General features: G+C 51.2%; 18 protein-coding genes and 1 pseudogene. 17 read left to right on the plus strand and 2 right to left on the minus strand.

Translation table 11 applies throughout. The features are described 5' to 3' along the window. The coding region (locus B3P58_RS02035) for an ion transporter (RefSeq protein ID WP_286715735.1) at positions 1 to 737 on the minus strand (737 nt) is incomplete at its 3' end. Positions 738 to 862: 125 nt separating this feature from the next. After that, positions 863 to 1,429: an elongation factor P-like protein YeiP gene (gene yeiP, locus B3P58_RS02040; protein WP_145469585.1), complete on the minus strand. Its 567-nt coding sequence runs from the start codon at positions 1,427 to 1,429 to the stop codon at positions 863 to 865. 504 nt (positions 1,430 to 1,933) lie between these two features. On the opposite strand from yeiP, the gene mraZ reads away from it, so the two are divergent. The 17 genes and pseudogenes from mraZ to B3P58_RS02125 form a co-directional block, all read left to right on the plus strand. Continuing rightward, positions 1,934 to 2,389 (plus strand): division/cell wall cluster transcriptional repressor MraZ, encoded by a 456-nt coding sequence (mraZ, locus tag B3P58_RS02045; protein WP_145469584.1) that lies wholly within the window; start codon positions 1,934 to 1,936, stop codon positions 2,387 to 2,389. Further along, a complete protein-coding gene (gene rsmH / locus B3P58_RS02050; protein ID WP_286715739.1) occupies positions 2,386 to 3,321 on the plus strand; it encodes a 16S rRNA (cytosine(1402)-N(4))-methyltransferase RsmH in 936 nt (311 codons plus the stop codon). The genes mraZ and rsmH overlap by 4 nt, the downstream gene beginning before the upstream one ends. 14 nt (positions 3,322 to 3,335) lie before the next feature. Next, positions 3,336 to 3,572, plus strand: a complete 237-nt coding sequence (ftsL, locus tag B3P58_RS02055; RefSeq protein ID WP_145469582.1) for a cell division protein FtsL — start codon at positions 3,336 to 3,338, stop codon at positions 3,570 to 3,572. Further along, complete coding sequence (locus B3P58_RS02060; RefSeq protein WP_145469581.1) at positions 3,569 to 5,293, plus strand: peptidoglycan D,D-transpeptidase FtsI family protein; 1,725 nt, start codon at positions 3,569 to 3,571, stop codon at positions 5,291 to 5,293. The genes ftsL and B3P58_RS02060 overlap by 4 nt, the downstream gene beginning before the upstream one ends. Further along, positions 5,290 to 6,786, plus strand: a complete 1,497-nt coding sequence (locus B3P58_RS02065; RefSeq protein WP_286715743.1) for a UDP-N-acetylmuramoyl-L-alanyl-D-glutamate--2,6-diaminopimelate ligase — start codon at positions 5,290 to 5,292, stop codon at positions 6,784 to 6,786. The genes B3P58_RS02060 and B3P58_RS02065 overlap by 4 nt, the downstream gene beginning before the upstream one ends. Beyond that, the gene (locus tag B3P58_RS02070; RefSeq protein ID WP_286715745.1) at positions 6,776 to 8,161 is read left to right on the plus strand and encodes a UDP-N-acetylmuramoyl-tripeptide--D-alanyl-D-alanine ligase; all 1,386 of its coding nucleotides are present in this window, start codon (positions 6,776 to 6,778) and stop codon (positions 8,159 to 8,161) included. Before B3P58_RS02065 ends, B3P58_RS02070 begins: the two co-directional genes overlap by 11 nt. Before the next feature lie 2 nt (positions 8,162 to 8,163). Then, positions 8,164 to 9,246 (plus strand): phospho-N-acetylmuramoyl-pentapeptide-transferase, encoded by a 1,083-nt coding sequence (mraY, locus tag B3P58_RS02075; RefSeq protein WP_145469578.1) that lies wholly within the window; start codon positions 8,164 to 8,166, stop codon positions 9,244 to 9,246. Between the two features lie 13 nt (positions 9,247 to 9,259). Further along, positions 9,260 to 10,633, plus strand: coding sequence for a UDP-N-acetylmuramoyl-L-alanine--D-glutamate ligase (gene murD / locus B3P58_RS02080; RefSeq protein WP_286715748.1), 1,374 nt, complete (start codon positions 9,260 to 9,262; stop codon positions 10,631 to 10,633). After that, positions 10,630 to 11,790 carry a putative lipid II flippase FtsW gene (gene ftsW, locus B3P58_RS02085; RefSeq protein WP_286715750.1) on the plus strand — a complete coding sequence of 387 codons (1,161 nt, stop codon included), beginning with the start codon at positions 10,630 to 10,632 and terminating at the stop codon, positions 11,788 to 11,790. The genes murD and ftsW overlap by 4 nt, the downstream gene beginning before the upstream one ends. Continuing rightward, on the plus strand, positions 11,787 to 12,869 hold the full coding sequence (murG, locus tag B3P58_RS02090; protein ID WP_286715752.1) for an undecaprenyldiphospho-muramoylpentapeptide beta-N-acetylglucosaminyltransferase: 1,083 nt from the start codon (positions 11,787 to 11,789) through the stop codon (positions 12,867 to 12,869). Before ftsW ends, murG begins: the two co-directional genes overlap by 4 nt. A 34-nt stretch (positions 12,870 to 12,903) precedes the next feature. Then, entirely contained in the window at positions 12,904 to 14,313 is a 1,410-nt protein-coding gene (gene murC / locus B3P58_RS02095) for a UDP-N-acetylmuramate--L-alanine ligase (protein ID WP_225692348.1), read from the plus strand. Further along, positions 14,310 to 15,236, plus strand: coding sequence for a D-alanine--D-alanine ligase (locus B3P58_RS02100; RefSeq protein ID WP_230331643.1), 927 nt, complete (start codon positions 14,310 to 14,312; stop codon positions 15,234 to 15,236). The genes murC and B3P58_RS02100 overlap by 4 nt, the downstream gene beginning before the upstream one ends. Continuing rightward, positions 15,229 to 15,987, plus strand: coding sequence for a cell division protein FtsQ/DivIB (locus B3P58_RS02105; RefSeq protein ID WP_286715755.1), 759 nt, complete (start codon positions 15,229 to 15,231; stop codon positions 15,985 to 15,987). Before B3P58_RS02100 ends, B3P58_RS02105 begins: the two co-directional genes overlap by 8 nt. Continuing rightward, positions 15,987 to 17,222, plus strand: coding sequence for a cell division protein FtsA (ftsA, locus tag B3P58_RS02110; RefSeq protein WP_225692349.1), 1,236 nt, complete (start codon positions 15,987 to 15,989; stop codon positions 17,220 to 17,222). The genes B3P58_RS02105 and ftsA overlap by 1 nt, the downstream gene beginning before the upstream one ends. Positions 17,223 to 17,283: 61 nt before the next feature. Continuing rightward, complete coding sequence (ftsZ, locus tag B3P58_RS02115) at positions 17,284 to 18,447, plus strand: cell division protein FtsZ (protein WP_225692350.1); 1,164 nt, start codon at positions 17,284 to 17,286, stop codon at positions 18,445 to 18,447. A gap of 92 nt (positions 18,448 to 18,539) precedes the next feature. Further along, complete coding sequence (gene lpxC / locus B3P58_RS02120; RefSeq protein WP_145469571.1) at positions 18,540 to 19,448, plus strand: UDP-3-O-acyl-N-acetylglucosamine deacetylase; 909 nt, start codon at positions 18,540 to 18,542, stop codon at positions 19,446 to 19,448. Between the two features lie 163 nt (positions 19,449 to 19,611). Further along, positions 19,612 to 20,096 (plus strand): annotated as a pseudogene (locus tag B3P58_RS02125) (hypothetical protein); the annotation flags it as partial.

Below are 20,096 nucleotides of genomic sequence, written 5' to 3' on the forward strand. Positions count from 1 at the left end.
GCTTTGCCGTCGGCGGCATCCTGCTCGGCTTTTTCCTGTGCATGTTCATCTTCAAGTACGTTTACCACAATACCGATGACCATATTAAGAAAGGCAAAGGTGGTGAGGAAAATAAAGCTCAGATAAAAAATCCACGACAGCGGGTAGACCGCCATGGTTTCGTACATAACATCGGTCCAGTCTTCAAAGGTCATCACCCGGAACAGGGTCAGCATGGAGATGGAAATATCCCCCCACAGCACATCATTGATGGGTTCAAAAAAGGTGGTGCCGATAGCCGCGTAAATATAATAAATAATAAACATCAGCAGCAGGACATAGCCCAGCTGTGGCAACGCGCGCAGCAGCGAGTTCAGCAGCATACGCAATTCCGGGATGATAGATACCATCCGCAGCACGCGGAAAATACGCACCAGACGACCAATAAGAGCCATATCGCTGTGATCGACCGGAATCAGACTGACAACGACGACCAGGGTATCAAACAGGTTCCAGCCATTATGGAAGAAGCGTTTCTTATCCGGTGCCGCGAGAAAGCGGATAACGATTTCGATCAGGAAAATAACCGTAATGCCGGTATCCAGCCAGTTCAGCACCACCATCAAAGGGTCGGGAATGCTGTAGGTTTTGGCACCGATCAGAAGGGCAGAAAAAATAATGATGGCTACAACAAAGAGTTCGAAGGCTTTGTTATCACGAACGGCCTGCGAAGCGGCCTGTAATTGCTGAATATTCATGGTCTGGATTGAAGTCGGATGACGGCTGGTGATAGGACGACGCGAAGTCTGTCACAGCCGCCGGACTTCGCCAAGACAGGCTGACGCAACTATACATTGCGCCAGCCTCAGATTTGCCAGATCAATCAGGCGCGGGAGATAAAACGGTTCTCAGCGGTGTTGATCTTGACGGTTTCACCCTGTTCCAGATATTCCGGCACCTGAATAACCAGACCGGTGGCAAAACGGGCCGGTTTGGTACGGGCACTGGCGCTGCCGCCTTTAATGCCTGGGCTGGTTTCGATTACGGTCATTTCTACCGATGATGGCAGCTCAATGGCAATCAGCTGACCATCGACCAGCAGACCCATGGTGCCTTTCAGGGATTCGCTGATATAGAGCGCATCGGTGTCCAGGGTTTCGGCATCGATCGGATACTGGTCGAAGCTTTCTTCGTCCATAAAGTAGTAGGTGTCTTCTTCACGGTAAGAGAACACGATCTGGCGACGCAGCAGTTCAATGGCCTGCAGCTGATCGTCACCTTTAAAGCTTTCTTCCAGCTTCTGCCGGCCGGGAACGGTCTGGAAGCGGATTTTGTACAGGGTGGCACCACCGCGCGAATGCGGGTTCTGCACTTCGATGTTTTTGATCAGGCAGGTCTGATTCTTGAATTCGACGACGCCGCCTTTCTTCAGTTCGTTGGCTCTTGGCATGCAAGGGGTCCTTGTGGCAGTGCTTGCAGGATGATGTAAAGGGAGCCGATGTTACCGCCTTGATTATTCCGGCTGAAGATTTTTTTGCACAACGGCTGCAGAATTCTGCACTGGTTTCCCGTCGCAGATTTCGCCATCATTGGCCCGGCTGCACAGAGCCTGTCTTTAATGATTAGTTAGTGGTCACTTCTTATAGCTAAATTATATAAACCCTCATGTAAGTGAGTACTAACCTCAGAAGTTACTTTAACTTCGTGATGCAGGCTCACAGTCTTGTTTAAGATTTGCTCTCCACATTTTCCCACCTTGCCGTTAAGGCTTTCTAAGTCCTTGTGAGATAAAGCAAAAATGCAGATATCCACACCCCGAAGTGGCTTGCAAAAGGCTATTTGCCTTCCTATAGTGTCGTAAAGTGGAAAATAGTGGGTAATGGTGGGACTTTGACGAGGTTGGTAACTACTTACACCGACAGAGGATTCACACCCAAACCAACAGGAAGGACGTATGTTCCGGGGGCTGCACACGATCAATCTGGATGCCAAAGGGCGTCTGGCGATCCCGACTAAATATCGGGAAACGCTGGCGGAGCTCTGTGGCGCCCGTTTGGTGGCCACCATTGATACTGAAGAACGCTGCCTCCTGATTTACCCCGTAAACGAATGGGAACTGATCCAGGCCAAAATCGAGGCTCTGCCCAGCTTTAACCCGGTTGCCCGCCGCATTCAGCGCTTATTGATTGGTCATGCGACTGATCTGGAGCTGGACAGCGCCGGTCGTATCCTTTTGCCGCAACCGCTGCGCGAATATGCCTCGCTGGAAAAGGAAAGCGTGCTGATGGGGCAGGGAAAGAAGCTGGAGTTGTGGAGTAAGTCGCTGTGGGAAGACCGCCGCGATGAGTATCTGGATATGGTCAGCCAGCCCGAACAATTACCCGAAGAACTACAGAGTCTGTCGTTATGAATCTGAGTGAGTTTGCTCACACCACCGTACTGCTGCAGGAGACGGTCGGCGGCTGCCTGAATGATCCGGCGGGTATTTATGTGGACGGAACTTTTGGCCGTGGCGGTCACAGTCGTCTGCTGCTGAGTAAGTTGGCACCTGAAGGTCGCCTGATTGGTTTTGATAAAGACCCGCTGGCCATTCAGACCGGTAAAGAGCTGGAGCGGGAGGACAGTCGCTTTCAGATTGTGCAGGCCAGTTTTGCCGATATGAAAGCCGAGCTTAATGCTCTGGGGATCGGCCAGATCAACGGCATTCTGCTGGATCTGGGGGTGTCTTCGCCACAGCTGGATGATGCCGAACGCGGCTTCAGCTTTATGAAAGATGGCCCGCTGGATATGCGTATGAATCCGGATGCCGGCCTGAGTGCTGCTGAGTGGTGTGCCCAGACTTCCGAAGAAGAAATCGCCCGCGTATTAAAAGAATACGGAGAAGAGCGTTTCGCCAAGCGTATGGCGCGCGCGATTATCAAGGCCCGTGCTGAAGCGCCTATTACCCGTACCCGCGAGCTGGCTGAGTTAATTAAAGAAGCCAATCCGGCCTGGGAAAAACATAAGCATCCGGCGACCCGTGCTTTTCAGGCAATCCGTATTGCAGTGAATAACGAACTGGGTGATCTGGAAAAAATTCTGGCCGACAGCGTTGATCTGCTGCTGCCACATGGCCGCCTGGCAGTCATCAGTTTCCATTCGCTGGAAGATCGTATGGTGAAGCGCTTTATCCGCGCACAGGAAAAGGGCCGTGATTTACCTCCGGGTATTCCGGTGCCGGATGACATGCTCGGCCGCACCATGAAAAAAATGGGTAAGGCGATTATGCCCGGTAACGATGAAATACGGATTAATGCCCGCGCCCGCAGTGCGGTATTACGCATTGCTGAGCGGTTGGCGTGAAAGCAGGAGTCGCTGTGTTGTGGGCTGTGGTGCTTATGTCTGCTCTGGCTCAGGTCGGGGTGGTGCACTGGCACCGCGTACTGCTGCAGGTGTGGCAACAGGAAGATGCATTACGGGCGCAGCTGCTGCAGGAACATACCCGTTTGCTGCTGGAAAAAAGCACATTAACTGCGCATGGCCGGATCGACCAGCAGGCGCGTAAACAATTAAACATGACAGAACCAGGCAAGGTGCAGGTGCTTTCACAATGAATGCGCAACCGAACCAAGAGACAACATTAAGCGGCATCACCCGCTGGCGTTTTACGCTGGTGCTGGTGGTGTTTGGCTGTCTGCTGGCTGCGGTTCTGGTGCGTCTGGTTATGCTGCATACCGTGGATCAGCCTTTCCTGTTTGAGCAGGGTGAAAAGCGTACGGTGCGTGAAGAAGTTCAGCCGGCAATGCGCGGTATGATAACCGACCGTTATGGCAAACCACTTGCAGTCAGTACACCGGTGGTAACGCTGTGGCTGAATCCGCAGCAGGTTAATGTTCAGCAATTACCGGCTGTCGCCACTGATCTTGGTCTGAGCACCAGAGAACTGGTGCGCAAAGTTGAACGGGCGGCCTCTCAGGGTCGCTCTTTTTTATACATTAAGCGTCAGGTTCAGCCGGAGCTGGCACAGCAGGTATTAAAACGCCGTATCGCCGGTATTTATGGTGATGATGATTTCCGCCGTTTCTATCCGGCAGCAGAAGTGACCGCACATACGGTGGGTATCGTTGATGTGGACGGTAATGGGCAGGAAGGTCTGGAGCTGGCTTTTGATGAATTTCTGCAAGGCAGCGAAGGTTCGCGCCAGGTGGTTAAAGACCTGTATGGCAATGTGATTAAACAATTAAAAGTCAATGCGGTGCCAAAGCCAGGCGGTGACTTGGCGTTAACGCTGGATCTGCGCCTGCAGTATCTGGCGTACCGCGAATTAAAAGCAGCCGTTTCCCAGCATAATGCTAAGTCCGGCAGTGCAGTGTTGGTGGATGCGCGCAGCGGGGATGTACTGGCTCTGGTTAATCAGCCGTCTTATAACCCGAATAACCGCGCCAGCCTGCGTGCGGAAAACATGCGTAACCGGGCTATCGCCGATCTTATTGAGCCGGGCTCTACGATTAAACCTTTTACGGTGGCTGCAGCTTTAAGTTCCGGACGTTATTTCCCAGGTTCCGAAATTAATACAGCGCCGGGTTATGTGCGGGTTAAAAATAAAACCATTCGCGATCACCGTAATTACGGTGTGCTGGATATTACCGGTGTTATTACCAAATCCAGCAACGTTGGAGTTACCTATCTGGCTCATCAGCTGGGGGCAGAGAATATCTGGAATTTTTTCAGCAAAGCCGGTATTGGCCAGGCAACAGTGCTGGGTTTTCCCGGAGAAGCGGTAGGCAGCCTGCCTTATCCGGAGCAAATGGATGCTCTGCGCCTGGCGACGGTTTCTTATGGTTATGGTTTATCGGTTTCGCCTTTGCAGCTGGCGCATGCCTATACCAGTTTTACTCAGGGTGGTTGCCGTAATCCGGTGCGTTTATTAATGAATAATCAGCCACAGACGGAATGTCAGCGGGTAATGCCAGCGAAAGTTGCCCGTCAGGTTCTGGATATGCTGGAAACTGTTACCTCAAAACAGGGAACCGGCAGTCGTGCCCGGGTTGCCGGTTACCGCGTTGGCGGTAAAACCGGTACTGCGCATAAAGTGGGTCAGCAAGGTTATGAAGATTCAGAATACACCGCGGTATTTTCCGGAATAGCGCCGATTTCCTCCCCGGATCTGGTGCTGGTTGTTGTGATCGACTCACCTCAGGGCAAAGAATATTACGGTGGTGAAGTAGCAGCGCCGGTATTCTCACGCATTATGCAACAGGCGTTGCGTCTGCGTCAGGTTGCTCCGGATGATGGCAGTGTACCGGCGTTACAGATGGCAGGAGGTCCGGCATGAAATTAAGTCAGATGGTTACTCCTGAATTATTTATTCCGCCGGAGTGGGATCGTGAATTCGCACAGGTTGCTGTCGATAGCCGCGATGTACAGCCTGGCGATGTATTTATTGCCCGTCGCGGTTTGAAGAGTCATGGCGAAGAACATATTGCTGCCGCTATTGAGCAGGGTGCGGTTGCGGTACTGGCAGAAGGTGAGTTGGGCTTCCGTTGTGAACAGAGCCCGCATTTTCCTGCCGTCCCTGTCTTCTTTAATAATGAAATTCCAGCCTCGTTAACCACCTGGCTTCATCGTCGTTATGCATCCGTTGCGGATATGAAACTGACAGCGGTAACCGGTACTAACGGCAAAAGTTCTGTGACGCAATATATGGCACAGCTGGCTGGTTTTTGTTCAGTACCTTGCGGCGTATTGGGGACTTTAGGTAATGGTGTATGGCCAGACCTTCAGACCAGTCGTAATACAACCGCCGATTTATCCGTAATCTTACGTCACCTGAACAATATGCAGGAAAACGGTGTTGATTTTGCCGCACTGGAAGTCTCATCCCATGGTCTGACGCAGCAGCGTGTGGCCGGATTGAACTTTCGGGTGGCCGTGCTGACCAATCTCACCCAGGATCACCTGGATTATCACGGCAGTATGGCCGATTACTTTGCGGCCAAGCGTCAGTTATTCGTTGGTCATGATATTGAAGCGGCATTAATTAATATTGATGACGATTATGGTCGCCGACTGGCCGCTGATTCGGCAGTAAATACCAATGTCATTACCTATGGCCAAAGCGAGCAGGCTGCAGTGCGGTATTCCGCTGTGCAGATGCAGGCCCGTGGAATGCAGGCCTGGCTGGATACTCCCTGGGGCAATGGTTTATTGGTCCTGCCATTAATCGGTGAATTTAATCTGGCCAATGCAACGGCTGCGATTGCTGCACTGGCCTTGCAAGGATTTGATTTTAAGCAGCTGCTCGCGGCTGCACAAAAACTGGAGCCGGTGGCCGGACGTATGGAGTTGTATGTAAAAGATGATGCGCCACTGGCGGTTATCGATTTTGCCCATACGCCGGATGCTTTGTTAAATGTATTGCAGGCACTTAAGCCCTGGAATAAAAAAATTACTGCGGTATTTGGCTGTGGTGGTGATCGTGACCGCAGCAAGCGCGCGCTGATGGCTCAGGTAGCTGCCGCGCATGCGGACGTGGTCTGGCTGACAGACGACAATCCGCGCAGCGAAGATCCGCAGCAGATTTTTGCCGATGCACTCAGCGCAGAGAATACCGGCGATTTTTATTGTGAACATGATCGCAGCCGTGCCATTACACAGGCGCTGGATATGACAACTGCTGCCGGTATTGTACTTATTGCCGGCAAAGGCCATGAACATTATCAGGAAGTTCAGGGCGTGAAATTACCCTACAGCGATGCCTCAGTATTAACTCAGGCGGGTTATCGCAAGGCCGGACGGTTACTGAGCGGAGATCATCATGCTGAGTAATTTGTCGCTGTCGCAGTTAGTTAAAATTGTGCATGGGCAGCTGCAGAATAATACGGCAGCTGCGCTTGATGATGACATGATTCATGGTGTGAGCACCGACAGCCGTAACATTAAAGCCGGTGATCTGTACGTACCATTAAGCGGTGAACGTTTTAATGGTCATCATTTTATTGCTCAGGCCGCAGAGCAGGGCGCGGTTGCTGCGCTGATTGATCAGGATGTGGATGCTGATCTGGCACAGCGCCTGCCGTTAATCTGGGTAACGGATTGCCTGATCGCGCTGGGGCAGATTGCTGGCTGGAACCGCAGTCAGTTTCACGGGCCGTTGGTTGCCGTAACCGGCAGTGCCGGTAAAACCAGTGTGAAACAATTAATGAGTAGTGTACTGGCACAGCGCTACCGTACCTGGATGACACAGGGCAATCTGAATAACCATATTGGTGCGCCGCTTACGCTGCTGGCATTACAACCTGAGCATGAAGCGGCCGTCATTGAACTGGGTGCCAGTGGTGCCGGTGAAATTGCTTACACCGCACAGTGGGTTAAACCTCAGGTTGGCATTATTACCAATGCAGCAGAAGCTCATCTTGAAGGTTTTGGCAGTCTGCAGGGAATTGTGCAGACCAAAGGTGAGTTGCTCGATTTTATTCAGCCAGGCGGCTGCGCCATTTTAAATGCCGATGATGTGTTCTATAGCGAATGGGCAGAGCGCGCAGCAGCGGTTAAATTGCTCAGTTTTGGATTTTCTGCCTCAGCAGACGTACGTGCCAGTGCTTTGCGCTGTGATCTTCAGGGCAGTCATTTTGTGCTGCATCTGGACGGTGAAGAATATGCAGTTCGCCTGCCATTGCTGGGTGAACACAATGTGCGTAATGCGCTGGCTGTGAGTGCCGCGGCTTATGCGCTTGGGCTGAGTGCTGCTGAAATTATTCAGGGTCTGCAACAGGCAACCACGGTTTCCGGTCGTTTGCACTGGCTGGATGGGCAAGCCGGTCAGCGGATTTTAAATGACGCCTACAACGCCAATCCGGCGTCAGTCAAAGCAGCTATCGACGTGTTAAAACACGCGGCACAGAGCTGGCTGGTACTGGGCGATATGGCCGAACTTGGTGAAGGCGAATTGGCTGCCCATGCGGATATTGGTCTGTACGCCAAAACGCAGGGAATTCAGCATTTATTGGCAACGGGCGAGCGCAGCCGGAAAACGGTTGAAGCATTTGGCGCCGGAGCGCACTGGTTCGCAACCAAAGAAGAATTGGTGCGGTATTTACAACAACAGACCACTAAACAGGATGTCATTCTTGTTAAAGGGTCACGTAGCGCTGGTATGGATCAGGTGGTTCAGGCGCTGCAGAAAAATACAGAGGAAAACTGATCATGTTGCTATGGCTGGGAGACTGGTTAGCGCAGTACCACTCCGGATTCGGGGTCGTTAACTATTTAACGCTGCGCGCTATTCTGGCGGTGATTACTGCCCTGATGGTGTCATTACTCCTTGGGCCTGTGGTTATCCGCAAATTGCGTGAATACCAGATTGGTCAGGCGATCCGTGAGTTAGGTCCTAAATCCCATTTAAGCAAAGCCGGTACTCCGACCATGGGCGGCGTGCTGATTCTGCTGTCGATTGCCGTCAGTACTTTGCTGTGGGGCAATCTGGAAAATCGTTTCGTCTGGGTTGTACTGCTGGTGACTCTGGTCTTTGGTGCGATCGGCTGGGTGGATGATTACCGTAAAGTGGTTGAGAAAAACTCCCGTGGTTTACCGGGGCGCTGGAAATATTTCTGGCAGTCGGTGTTCGCCTTAATTGCTGCCGCTTATCTTTTCTACAGTGCGCAAAGTCCGCAGGAAACCCAATTGGTGGTTCCTTTCCTGAAAGATGTTATGCCGCAGTTAGGCCTGCTGTTTATTCTGTTGACCTACTTTGTAATTGTTGGCTCCAGTAATGCCGTCAACCTGACCGATGGTCTGGATGGTCTGGCCATTATGCCAACCGTCATGGTGGGTGGCGCTTTAGGTATCTGTGCGTACCTTGCCGGTAACGTTAATTTTGCCAGTTATCTGCATATTCCTTATATCGCCGGTGCCGGTGAACTGGTGATTTTCTGTGCCGCTATTGTCGGCGCCGGTATTGGCTTTCTGTGGTTCAACACCTATCCGGCTCAGGTTTTTATGGGCGACGTGGGCTCTCTGGCATTGGGCGCAGCATTGGGTGTGGTTGCGGTGATCGTTCGTCAGGAAATCGTGTTGTTTATTATGGGCGGTATTTTTGTGGCGGAAACCGTATCGGTGATCCTGCAGGTTGCCTCATTCAAAATGACCGGCAAGCGTATTTTCCGCATGGCACCGTTGCATCATCACTATGAATTAAAAGGCTGGCCGGAGCCGCGCGTTATTGTTCGTTTCTGGATTATCACCATTATTCTGGTGCTGATCGGTTTAGCCACGCTGAAGATTCGCTGAGGAATCTGAATTTATGTCGCAGCTGATTTCCACAGATTACAAACGACTGATCGTCGGTCTTGGCATGACCGGGCTCTCTGCTGCCCGTTATTGCCAGAGCCGCGGCTGGGCGTTTGATTTGTGCGACAGCCGCGATGTGCCACCGGGACTGGATGCGGTACGCAGCGAGTTTCCACAGTCGGCTATTTATAGCGGTGAATTACAGGCCGCTGTCCTCAGCCAGTACGACGAATTAATCGTCAGCCCCGGCATTGCGGTTTCTCATCCGGCCATTGCTGCAGCCCGTCAGGCCGGTGCTCGGATTGCCGGTGATATTCAGTTATTTGCCGATGTCTGTAGCAAGCCATTAATTGCCATTACCGGCTCCAATGGTAAAAGCACGGTCACTACTCTGGTGGGAGAATTACTGGCAGCGGCCGGCAAGCGTGTTGCAGTTGGCGGTAATATTGGTATTCCTGCGCTGGATCTGCTGCGTAACGATGCTGAAACCGATATCTATGTATTGGAGCTGTCGAGCTTTCAGCTGGAAACCACCGAAAACCTGGCCGCCTCGGCTGCGGTGGTGCTCAATATGAGCGAAGACCATATGGACCGTTATCAGGGCATGGCGGATTATCATCAGGCCAAGCACCGCATTTTTCAGCAGTGTCGTGGCGTTGTGGTGAATCGTGACGATGCGCTCAGCCAGCCGCTGGTTTCCGATAAAATGCCGCGCCTGAGTTTTGGTGTGAATAAAGCGGACATTGGTCAGTTTGGCCTTGAGCGGATTGATGGCGAAAGCTGGATCATGTTCGGTACTGAAAAAATTATCGCTGCCAGCGAGCTGAAAATTAAAGGTCAGCATAATCTGGCAAACGTAATGGCGGCGCTGGCACTGATCAAACTGCTTTCGGTAGATATTGCTGCCGTATTACCGGCGCTGCGTGAATTTGCCGGTCTGGATCATCGTTGTCAGTGGCTGGGCAATAAAGCCGGTGTTGATTTTTACAACGATTCTAAAGGTACCAACGTCGGTTCTACTCTGGCGGCGCTTTATGGTCTGGGGCCGGAAATTAACGGAAAAATCTGGCTGCTGGCCGGTGGTGAGGGTAAAGGACAGGATTTCAGCCCACTGGCTTCTGCCTGTGAACAATACGCCGCGGAAGTTCTTACTTTTGGTGCTGATGCAGGAACCATTGCGGCTGCTGTTGCTAACGTTTGTCCGGTATCACAGCAGGTTACTTTAGCTGAAGCTTTTACCCGTGCCTGTTCTGTAGCAGCTGCAGGTGATGTCATTTTATTGTCTCCGGCTTGCGCCAGTTTTGATCAGTTTAAAAACTATGTCGCCCGCGGCGAATATTTTGCGCAGCTGGTAAAAACGGAAATCAGCACTGAGGTGGCGTCATGAATGCAGAACGCTTCCTCTGGCAGAGCCGGCAGAGCATGTTTTATCCCTGGCTGGCGCTGATGTGCCTGGGTTGGCTAATGGTGGCATCGGCTTCAACCGGAATCGCAGAGTTTTATACCGGTAATGCCGCGTATTTTGCTGTGCGTCATGCCGTTTACCTGCTGTTAGGCGTTGCCGTGGTTTATACCATCAGCCAGATTCCACTGAGTTGGTGGAGCAGGGTTGATGTGATTTTTCTGCTGTTGGCGGTAGCGGGTCTGATTCTGGTGTTTGTGCCCGGAATCGGCCACGAGGTTAACGGCAGTCAGCGCTGGCTGAACCTGGGGGTTATTAAAATTCAGGCATCAGAGCTGGCGAAATTAGCGGCGGTTTTTTATGTGTCTGGTTATCTGGTTCGCCGTCAGGATGAAGTTCAGCAGCAGTGGTCTGGCTTCCTCAAACCGCTGGGTATTCTGGCCGGAATGGTTTTTCTGTTGTTGCTGGAGCCGGATTTTGGCGCCGTTGTTGTGTTGATGGGGGCCGTGCTGATTCAGTTATTTTTAGGCGGTGTAAAAGCCGGGCAGTTTTTCCTGCTGTTGATCGCCACCTTAATTATCAGCGTCGTGGTGCTGACCTCCGAAAGTTACCGCGTTGAACGTTTGATGGCTTATCTCGACCCCTGGGCGCCAGAGCATGTGTACGGCACCGGTTATCAGCTGACTCAATCGCTGATTGCTTTTGGCCGTGGAGACTGGTTTGGCGTAGGTCTGGGTGAAAGTGTGCAGAAATTATTTTATCTGCCGGAAGCTCACACGGACTTTGTTTTTGCCATCTGGGCGGAAGAAACCGGTCTGATTGGTGGTGTAGCTGCTTTGACATTATTGGCTGTTGTTATTGCTCAGATCTGGCGGGTGTCATGGAAAGCCCAGCTGCAGGGGCAGTTATATGGTGCTTATGTTGCCATTGGTATTGCTTCGTTGTTAGGACTGCAGGTGGTGATTAATCTGGGTGTGAATATTGGCCTTTTACCAACGAAAGGACTGACATTGCCTTTCTTCAGTTATGGTGGCAGCAGCTTGCTGGTGTGCTGCGTTATGGTTGGTATTGTGATGCGTATTGCTCATGAAAATGATCAGGTTAATCAGAGTGAAAACGCTGCTGCGGGAGGTGCTGCATGAGTCAGGCATCTTCGCGTAATGTTTTATTAATGGCAGGCGGTACTGGCGGGCATGTTTTCCCGGCACTGGCCGTTGCTGAACAACTTAAACAGGAAGGTTTTACCATTCACTGGCTGGGCACAGCATCCGGTATTGAAAAAGACCTGGTGCCTGCCAACGGTTATCCGCTGCATTGCATTAATATCAGTGGCCTGCGTGGTAAGGGCAAACTGGGTTTGTTAACTGCGCCGCTGCGTATTGCTAAGGCAATTCTTCAGGCGCGGAAAATTATTAAACAGATAAAACCTGTCGCGGCTTTAGGCTTTGGTGGTTATGCCACAGGCCCGGGCGGTGTGGCTGCCCGCCTGAGTGCTGTGCCTCTGCTGATTCATGAGCAGAATGCTTTCGCTGGTATGACCAATCGTTTATTAAGCCGCATCAGTCAGCATGTAATGCAGGCATTTCCGGGAGCTCTGGAAGGTGCGCAGGTTACCGGAAATCCGGTGCGAGAAAGTGTTCTGAATCTGCCCGCGCCATCGCAGCGGATGAAAGCCGATGAGCCTCTTAAAGTGCTGGTCGTTGGTGGCAGTCTTGGTGCTGCTGCGCTGAATCGTACGGTGCTTGCGGCGATGCAATTGCTGTCTGAAAATCAGCGCCCGCGGTTACGTCATCAGGTGGGTAAAAGTAATCTGGCAGAAATGCAGGCTGCTTATGAGCAAGCCGGAGTGCAGGCTGAGGTTATTGCTTTTATTGATGATATGGCGGCCGCTTATGGTAATGCCGATTTACTGATTTGCCGTGCCGGTGCACTGACCGTATCTGAAGTTGCAGCCGCAGGCTGTGCTGCGATTTTTGTACCTTTCCCTTTTGCGGTGGATGACCATCAGACTGCAAACGCAGAGTACCTGACGAAAGCCGGTGCGGGTCTGATCTGTCAGCAGAATGAATTAACCGCGGAATGGCTTGCAGCTCAGTGGCAGCACTTTTCTGAGCACAGAACATTATTACTGGAAATGGCTGAGAAGGCGCGTAGCCAGGCCATCACCAATGCAACCGCACAGGTTGCTGAACAGATTAAGAGGTTTGCCCGTGACAGATAAATCCAATACACCGCTGAATCATCTGATACCGGAAATGCGCCGCATCCGCTGCATGCATTTTGTTGGTATTGGCGGTGCCGGTATGTGTGGTATTGCTGAAGTATTACTGAATCAGGGCTATCAGATTTCCGGTTCAGATTTACGTCAGTCGGCGGTTACTGAGCGGCTGCAGGCTCTGGGGGCCACGATTTATATTGGCCATCAGGAAAGTAATGTCACACACGCTGATGTACTGGTGGTGTCGACAGCGATTGATCATGAAAATCCGGAAATCCGTGCCGCGGTTGAGGCGCGTATTCCTGTTGTCCGTCGTGCGGAAATGCTGGCGGAGCTGATGCGTTTTCGTCATGGAATTGCGGTGGCCGGAACCCATGGTAAAACCACAACCACCAGTATGGTGACATCGGTACTGGCTGAAGCCGGTCTGGACCCGACCTTTGTTATCGGTGGCAAATTAAACAGTGCCGGTACTAATGCCCGCTTGGGAGCCAGTCGTTATTTAGTCGCTGAGGCTGATGAGAGCGATGCTTCTTTCCTGCACCTGCAGCCGATGGTTTCTATTGTTACCAATATTGATGCTGACCATATGGCGACTTATGGCGGTGACTTTGAACAGCTGAAAAATACCTTTATCGAATTTCTGCATAATCTGCCTTTTTATGGGCTGGCGGTGGTCTGTATTGATGACGATGTTGTGCGTGAATTATTGCCGCGGATCAGTCGTCAAACTGTCACTTATGGTTTTTCGGAGGATGCTGATTATCGTGCCACCGAATTGCGCCAGGATGGATTGTTCACGCACTTTACCGTACAGCGCCCGGCAGGCCGTGCGCCGCTGAATATCAGTCTGCGTATGCCTGGTAAACATAATGTGCTGAATGCCATGGCGGCTATTGCGGTAGCGGATGACGAAGGTGTGGCAGATAACGCAATTGTTACATCACTGGAAAAATTTGCCGGTGTGGGCCGTCGCTTTACAGTCTGCGGTGAATTTCCATTGGGTGATGGTGATGTGATGCTGGTTGATGATTATGGTCATCACCCACGTGAACTTGAAGTTACGCTTGATGCCATTCGCAAAGGATTTCCTGAACGCCGGCTGGTAATGGTATTTCAGCCACATCGTTACAGCCGGACCCGCGATCTGTATGAAGACTTTACCCGGGTACTATCCGGTGCCGATGTACTGCTGTTAATGGATGTATATCCGGCGGGAGAGAAACCCATTGCTGGTGCTGATGGACGTTCGCTGTGCGGCAGCATTCGCCAGCGTGGCATGGTAGATCCTATTTTTATTGAGCGTGATGAGTCCCTGGAGGCACCGCTTAAAAGCGTATTAAAACCAGGTGACCTGTTACTGACTCAGGGAGCCGGTGATATCGGCAATCTGGCCGTGACATTAACCCAGCAATTACCGGTATGGTTGGCAGAGGTAAAAGTATGAACGTTGCCGCATTAGGAAAAATCGCGGTTTTAATGGGCGGAACATCGGCGGAGCGTGCAGTGTCACTGAAAAGTGGTCAGGCTGTTTATACCGCCCTGCAGCAAAGTGGCGCTGACGTTATTGCTATTGATGTTCAGGCGCATGCGATTGAGCAATTAACCAATGTTGATTTTGATGTGGCGTTTATTGCACTGCATGGTCGTGGTGGTGAAGACGGTACTATTCAGGGTGTGCTGGAGTGGCTGAATAAACCTTATACCGGCAGTGGTGTAATGGCATCTGCCCTGGCAATGGATAAATGGCGTACCAAACTCATCTGGCAGGCAGCAGGTTTGCCGACGCCAAAAGCGTTTTTGCTGAATGAGAACAGTGACTGGAGTCAGCTGATTGCAGAACTGAACGCCGATGCCATTGTGAAACCAGCACGTGAAGGTTCCAGTATCGGTATGCGTAAAGTTCACACTGCAGAAGAACTGCAAAACAGCTTTGACTTTGCCCGTGAATACGACGGACTGGTTTTGGCTGAGTCCTGGGTGAAAGGCGCAGAGTTCACGGTTGCTATTGTTGATGGTAAGGCATTGCCGGCTATTCAGTTAAAAACCAGTCATGCTTTTTATGATTACGATGCCAAATACCAGGCAAATGACACTCAGTATTTGTTGCCTTGCGGTCTGTCAGCGGAAAAGGAGCAGGAATTACAGCAACTGGCTCTGAAAGCGTTTGATGTTATTGGCGGTCAGGGTTGGGGGCGTATCGATGTGATGCAGGATCAGAACGAACAGTTCTGGTTGCTGGAAGCAAATACCAGTCCGGGAATGACCGATCACAGTCTGGTACCGATGGCAGCGGCTGCGGTTGGTATGAGTTTTTCTGAACTGGTTGTGCATTTATTAACGGAAGCCAGGGAAAGAATTCGTGGCTAAAAAAGCAGCTCCACGCGGCGCAACCCCTTTGGTGGTTAAAGAGCCCATACAGTGGCGGATAACGATGCCGGATATTGCCTGGCAGTGGCTGTTGTTGCCATTAATCGTGGTTGCTTTGGCAGCTGGAGTCCGCTGGGCGTATCACAGCTGGCCTATTACCAGTGTTGATGTTAAAGGGCGTTTGTCGGTCTGGAATGCAGAGGATATCGCAGGAAAAATTGTCTGGGTAAAAGACGAGAGTTTTTTCTCGCTGGATCTGCAGCGCGTTTATCAGCAGCTTACCGGGTTGCCATTAATTATGCAGGTGACTGTGCGTAAACGCTGGCCGAACACGTTAGAGGTAAATCTTTATGAAGATGTGCCGATGGCAATCTGGAATGGGGATCAGCTGCTGAGCGGAAATGGACGTTTAAGCGAAATTCCGGCACACCTGAACGCCGGGAATCTGGCGCGAATTGATGGTGACCGTAATTACGCTGAAGCGGCAGTACGACATTTTCGCCGTATCCAGCAATCGCTGGGGCATTTGAATGTTGGAATCAGCCGGTTGACGGTTTCTTCTGTCGGTGCGGTTGATGTGGAATTAAGTAATGGCTGGCAGGTTCGTTTTGGTCGCCAGTATTTTGAAGAACGCGTTCAGCGTCTGGAATTATTGATCGCGCAACTGCCGGAAGCTGCGGTTGTGAGTGTTGATTTACGCTACGGAAAAGGTGCCGCCATTGGCTGGCGCACAGTGCAGGAGATGGGATGATGAGTCAGGTACAACAAAAAAATATGCTGGTTGGCCTGGATATTGGCACCTCTAAAATTGTGGCCATTGTTGGCGAGTTGGGGGCGGACGGCACTATCGAGGTGGTTGGTCTGGGTTCTCATCCGAGTCGTGGGCTAAAAAAAGGCGTGGTGGTCAATATTGAATCCACGGTGCAGTCCATCCGGCGTGCTGTGGAAGAAGCCGAATTAATGGCGGGTTGCACGATCCATTCAGTTTATGCCGGTATTGCCGGCAGTCATATTCACTCAATGAACTCTCATGGGATTGTTGCTGTTCGGGATCGTGAAGTAACGCCTATGGATGTCGACCGCGTTATTGACGCGGCTCAGGCGGTGGCCATTCCTCAGGATCAGCGTATTCTGCATGTCTTGCCGCAGGAATATGTAGTTGACAATCAGGAAGGTATTAAAGAACCGGTGGGAATGTCCGGTGTCCGTCTTGAGGCGAAAGTGCATTTGGTTACCGGCGCCGTTAATGCAGCACAGAATATAGAACGTTGCGTTCAGCGCTGCGGTCTGCAGACCGATGCCATTATTCTTGAGCAGCTGGCTTCCAGTTATGCCGTATTAACAGACGATGAACGCGAATTGGGTGTCTGCTTGGTGGATATTGGTGGCGGTACAACGGATATCGCAATTTTCACTGAAGGTGCAATCCGTCATACCGCGGTGATTCCGATTGCCGGTGATCAGGTCACCAATGATATTGCGATGGCGCTGCGTACTCCGACTCAACACGCAGAAAAAATCAAAATTAAATATGCCTGTGCTTTAACTCAGTTAGCTAAAGCCGACGAGACAATTAAGGTTCCTAGTGTTGGCGAACGCCCTCCACGCGACCTTTCCCGTCAGGCACTGGCAGAAGTAGTTGAACCCCGTTACGACGAACTTTTTACCCTGATTCAGGCAGAGCTTCGTCGCAGTGGTTTTGAAGATATGGTTGCTGCAGGCATTGTTCTGACCGGTGGTACCGCAAAGATGGAAGGCGTAGTGGATCTGGCTGAGGAAATTTTCCACATGCCGGTTCGGCTGGCAAAACCATATGGTGTGTCAGGGTTGACCGATGTGATTAATAACCCGATTTATTCGACGTCTGTGGGCTTGTTGTTGTATGCGGCAAAACAGCACAGGAATAAAACAAATAATACCCGCAATGAAGATCGTCCGGATGGCTTTTATTCCAAAATAAAAGATTGGATTAAAGTCAACTTTTAAGATTAAATATTATTCAGCGCGCTAAGGAGATAACGCTATGTCTCAGCAAAGAGAAGGGGATATGTTCGAACTGGCAGATGATTTACAACAATCGGCGGTCATTAAAGTCGTCGGCGTTGGTGGTGGTGGTGGCAATGCTGTTCAGCACATGGTGGCTGGCAACATTGAAGGTGTTGATTTTATTTGTGCTAACACCGATTCACAGGCACTGCGTAATGTGAGTTCCCGCTCCATTATTCAACTGGGTAACGGTCTGACCAAAGGATTGGGTGCAGGCGCGAATCCGGAAGTGGGCCGTCAGGCTGCTCTGGAAGATCGTGAACGTATCGCCGAAGCACTGAAAGGTGCTGATATGGTATTTATCACTGCCGGTATGGGTGGTGGTACAGGTACCGGTGGTGCTCCGGTTGTTGCTGAGGTGGCGAAAGAATTAGGTATTCTTACTGTTGCTGTGGTTACCAAGCCGTTCCCGTTTGAAGGTAAAAAACGGATGTTGATTGCTGACCAGGGGCTTAAGCAACTGGCCGAGCATGTCGACTCCCTGATTACTATTCCAAACGAGAAGCTGCTCTCTGTTTTGGGGAAAAATACTTCCCTGCTGGATGCTTTTAAAGAAGCAAACAATGTTCTGCAGGGAGCTGTTCAGGGGATTGCCGACCTGATTACCCGCCCGGGTATGATCAACGTCGACTTTGCTGACGTGCGTACAGTGATGTCCGAAATGGGTCAGGCGATGATGGGAACGGGTGTTGCCAGTGGTGAAAACCGTGCCCGTGAAGCTGCAGAACGTGCAATTGGCAGCCCGCTGCTGGAAGATGTTGATCTGCAGGGGGCCCGTGGCATTCTGGTTAACGTAACTGCAGGTTTTGATCTGTCTCTGGGTGAGTTCAGCGAAGTCGGCAGCGTGATCGAAGAGTTTGCCTCTGAGCATGCAACCGTTGTTGTTGGTACTGTAATTGATCCGGATCTGTCGGATGAGCTGCGTGTAACTGTTGTTGCTACCGGTTTGGGACGCCGCGACGCGGTTGAGGAACCAAAGCCGACCAAGGTGGTCGATAACACGGTCAACGCACGTAAGGCTGATGGCACGACAGATTACAGCCAGCTGGATCAGCCGACCGTAAAACGTCAGGCAGGTAACGCCGCGAAGCAGTTGGATGTCGCAGCTCGTCCGGACATGGACTATCTCGACATTCCGGCCTTTTTGCGCCGCCAGGCTGATTAAAGAATGCGCACTAGCGCATTCTTTATTTGTTGCTATAATGCCGGACTAGTCTTTTTGTATGAAATTTGCTCAGTAATGGCAGGATTGTTCAGATGATTCCACAACGAACGTTAAAAAACGCTATCCGGGCGACTGGGGTTGGCCTTCATTCAGGTGAGAAGGTGTATCTCACGCTGAAACCGGCACCTGTTGATACCGGTATCGTGTTCCGACGTATCGATCTTGATCCGGTTGTGGATATACCCGCTCACGCGCTGAATGTTGGCGAGACAACGTTGTCCACAACGCTGGTCAAGGATCATGCACGTGTAGACACCGTTGAACACCTGTTGTCAGCGATGGCGGGCTTGGGTATCGATAATGCAATTGTTGAACTCAGCGCGCAGGAAGTACCGATCATGGACGGCAGTTCTGGTCCGTTTGTGTTCCTGGTACAGTCCGCAGGTATTGCTGAGCAGAATGTTGCCAAGCGCTTTATCCGTATCAAACGTCGTGTTGAAGTGCGTGAAGGCGATAAAGTTGCCTCTTTTGTTCCTTACGATGGTTTTAAAGTCAGCTTTGAGATCGATTTCGATCATCCGGTATTCAAACAGAGCGTACAGAAGGCAAGCCTGGATTTTTCATCCACTTCTTATGTAAAAGAAGTCAGCCGTGCCCGTACCTTTGGCTTTACCAAAGATCTGGAATACATGCGCTCCAAAAATCTGGCACTGGGTGGCAGCGTTAAGAACGCCATCGTGGTTGATGAGTACCGTGTGCTGAATGAAGACGGTCTGCGCTACGATGATGAATTCGTGAAGCACAAAATACTGGATGCGGTAGGTGACTTATACCTGCTCGGTCACAGTTTGATTGGTGAATTCATCGGCTATAAGTCGGGTCATGGCCTGAATAATAAGCTGCTGCGTGAGCTGTTGTTGCAGGAAGATGCCTGGGAATTTGTCGAATTTGCTGAAGAAAGCTCGCCAATCTCCTACATGCGTCCGGCCGCTGCTGGTTAACTTATTGAAACAGTAATACGTTTGAGTATCCTCATACAAAGGCCATAATTGATTTATGGCCTTTGTTTTGTGGGTGGCTGGTGATTCGTTTATACGGGTCAGGCAGGCAGGAAGTCAGTGCCAGAGAGATTGCACAGCCGATTAGGAAGTAAATAGCTTAACTATGAATATCATTATTGTTGGCCGCCGCCATGGTGAATCTAGAACCTACACACTGAGTGCTTCTGCACGCACAGTGATGTTTGGGTTCCTGTTCGCTTTGCCTTTTGCGATGGGAGTCGCGGGCTACTGGCTGGCTGAACGTCTGGCTGATGAAGGTATTCTTGATCTTAACGCTGCCAAAGCCTGGGAGCGTGACCTCAATATGCAGCGTCAGGAGCTGCAGCAAATCCGCAAACAGACCGATCAAGAGCTGGAAGCGCTGACTCTGCGTCTGGCTGAGCTGCAGGCCAAGTTGCTTCGTCTGGATGCTCTTGGTGAGCGTCTTGTGGATGTTTCCGATCTTAATTCCGAAGAATTCGATTTCAGTATGCAACCGGCCGTTGGCGGCCCGGGCACGCTTGGTGAAGCCTATCAGGTTCCTGAAATCAATGAAGTCCTGAATGAGCTCGCTGAACGTATCGACAGCCGTGAGCAGCAGCTCGAAGT

The sequence above is a fragment of the Thalassolituus sp. UBA2009 genome, from assembly GCF_002335285.1.
Classification (GTDB): domain Bacteria; phylum Pseudomonadota; class Gammaproteobacteria; order Pseudomonadales; family Oceanobacteraceae; genus Venatoribacter; species Venatoribacter alkanivorans.

Excerpts from the sequence above, each read along its gene's own strand:
- B3P58_RS02070 (WP_286715745.1), top strand. The coding sequence starts at position 6,776 with ATGCTGAGTAATTTGTCGCTGTCGCAGTTAGTTAAAATTGTGCATGGG.
- B3P58_RS02065 (WP_286715743.1), top strand. The coding sequence starts at position 5,290 with ATGAAATTAAGTCAGATGGTTACTCCTGAATTATTTATTCCGCCGGAG.
- mraY (WP_145469578.1), top strand. The coding sequence starts at position 8,164 with ATGTTGCTATGGCTGGGAGACTGGTTAGCGCAGTACCACTCCGGATTC.
- ftsZ (WP_225692350.1), top strand. The coding sequence starts at position 17,284 with ATGTTCGAACTGGCAGATGATTTACAACAATCGGCGGTCATTAAAGTC.
- ftsW (WP_286715750.1), top strand. The coding sequence starts at position 10,630 with ATGAATGCAGAACGCTTCCTCTGGCAGAGCCGGCAGAGCATGTTTTAT.
- murD (WP_286715748.1), top strand. The coding sequence starts at position 9,260 with ATGTCGCAGCTGATTTCCACAGATTACAAACGACTGATCGTCGGTCTT.
- B3P58_RS02100 (WP_230331643.1), top strand. The coding sequence starts at position 14,310 with ATGAACGTTGCCGCATTAGGAAAAATCGCGGTTTTAATGGGCGGAACA.
- rsmH (WP_286715739.1), top strand. The coding sequence starts at position 2,386 with ATGAATCTGAGTGAGTTTGCTCACACCACCGTACTGCTGCAGGAGACG.
- lpxC (WP_145469571.1), top strand. The coding sequence starts at position 18,540 with ATGATTCCACAACGAACGTTAAAAAACGCTATCCGGGCGACTGGGGTT.
- murC (WP_225692348.1), top strand. The coding sequence starts at position 12,904 with ATGCGCCGCATCCGCTGCATGCATTTTGTTGGTATTGGCGGTGCCGGT.
- ftsA (WP_225692349.1), top strand. The coding sequence starts at position 15,987 with ATGAGTCAGGTACAACAAAAAAATATGCTGGTTGGCCTGGATATTGGC.
- murG (WP_286715752.1), top strand. The coding sequence starts at position 11,787 with ATGAGTCAGGCATCTTCGCGTAATGTTTTATTAATGGCAGGCGGTACT.
- mraZ (WP_145469584.1), top strand. The coding sequence starts at position 1,934 with ATGTTCCGGGGGCTGCACACGATCAATCTGGATGCCAAAGGGCGTCTG.
- B3P58_RS02060 (WP_145469581.1), top strand. The coding sequence starts at position 3,569 with ATGAATGCGCAACCGAACCAAGAGACAACATTAAGCGGCATCACCCGC.
- yeiP (WP_145469585.1), bottom strand. The coding sequence starts at position 1,429 with ATGCCAAGAGCCAACGAACTGAAGAAAGGCGGCGTCGTCGAATTCAAG.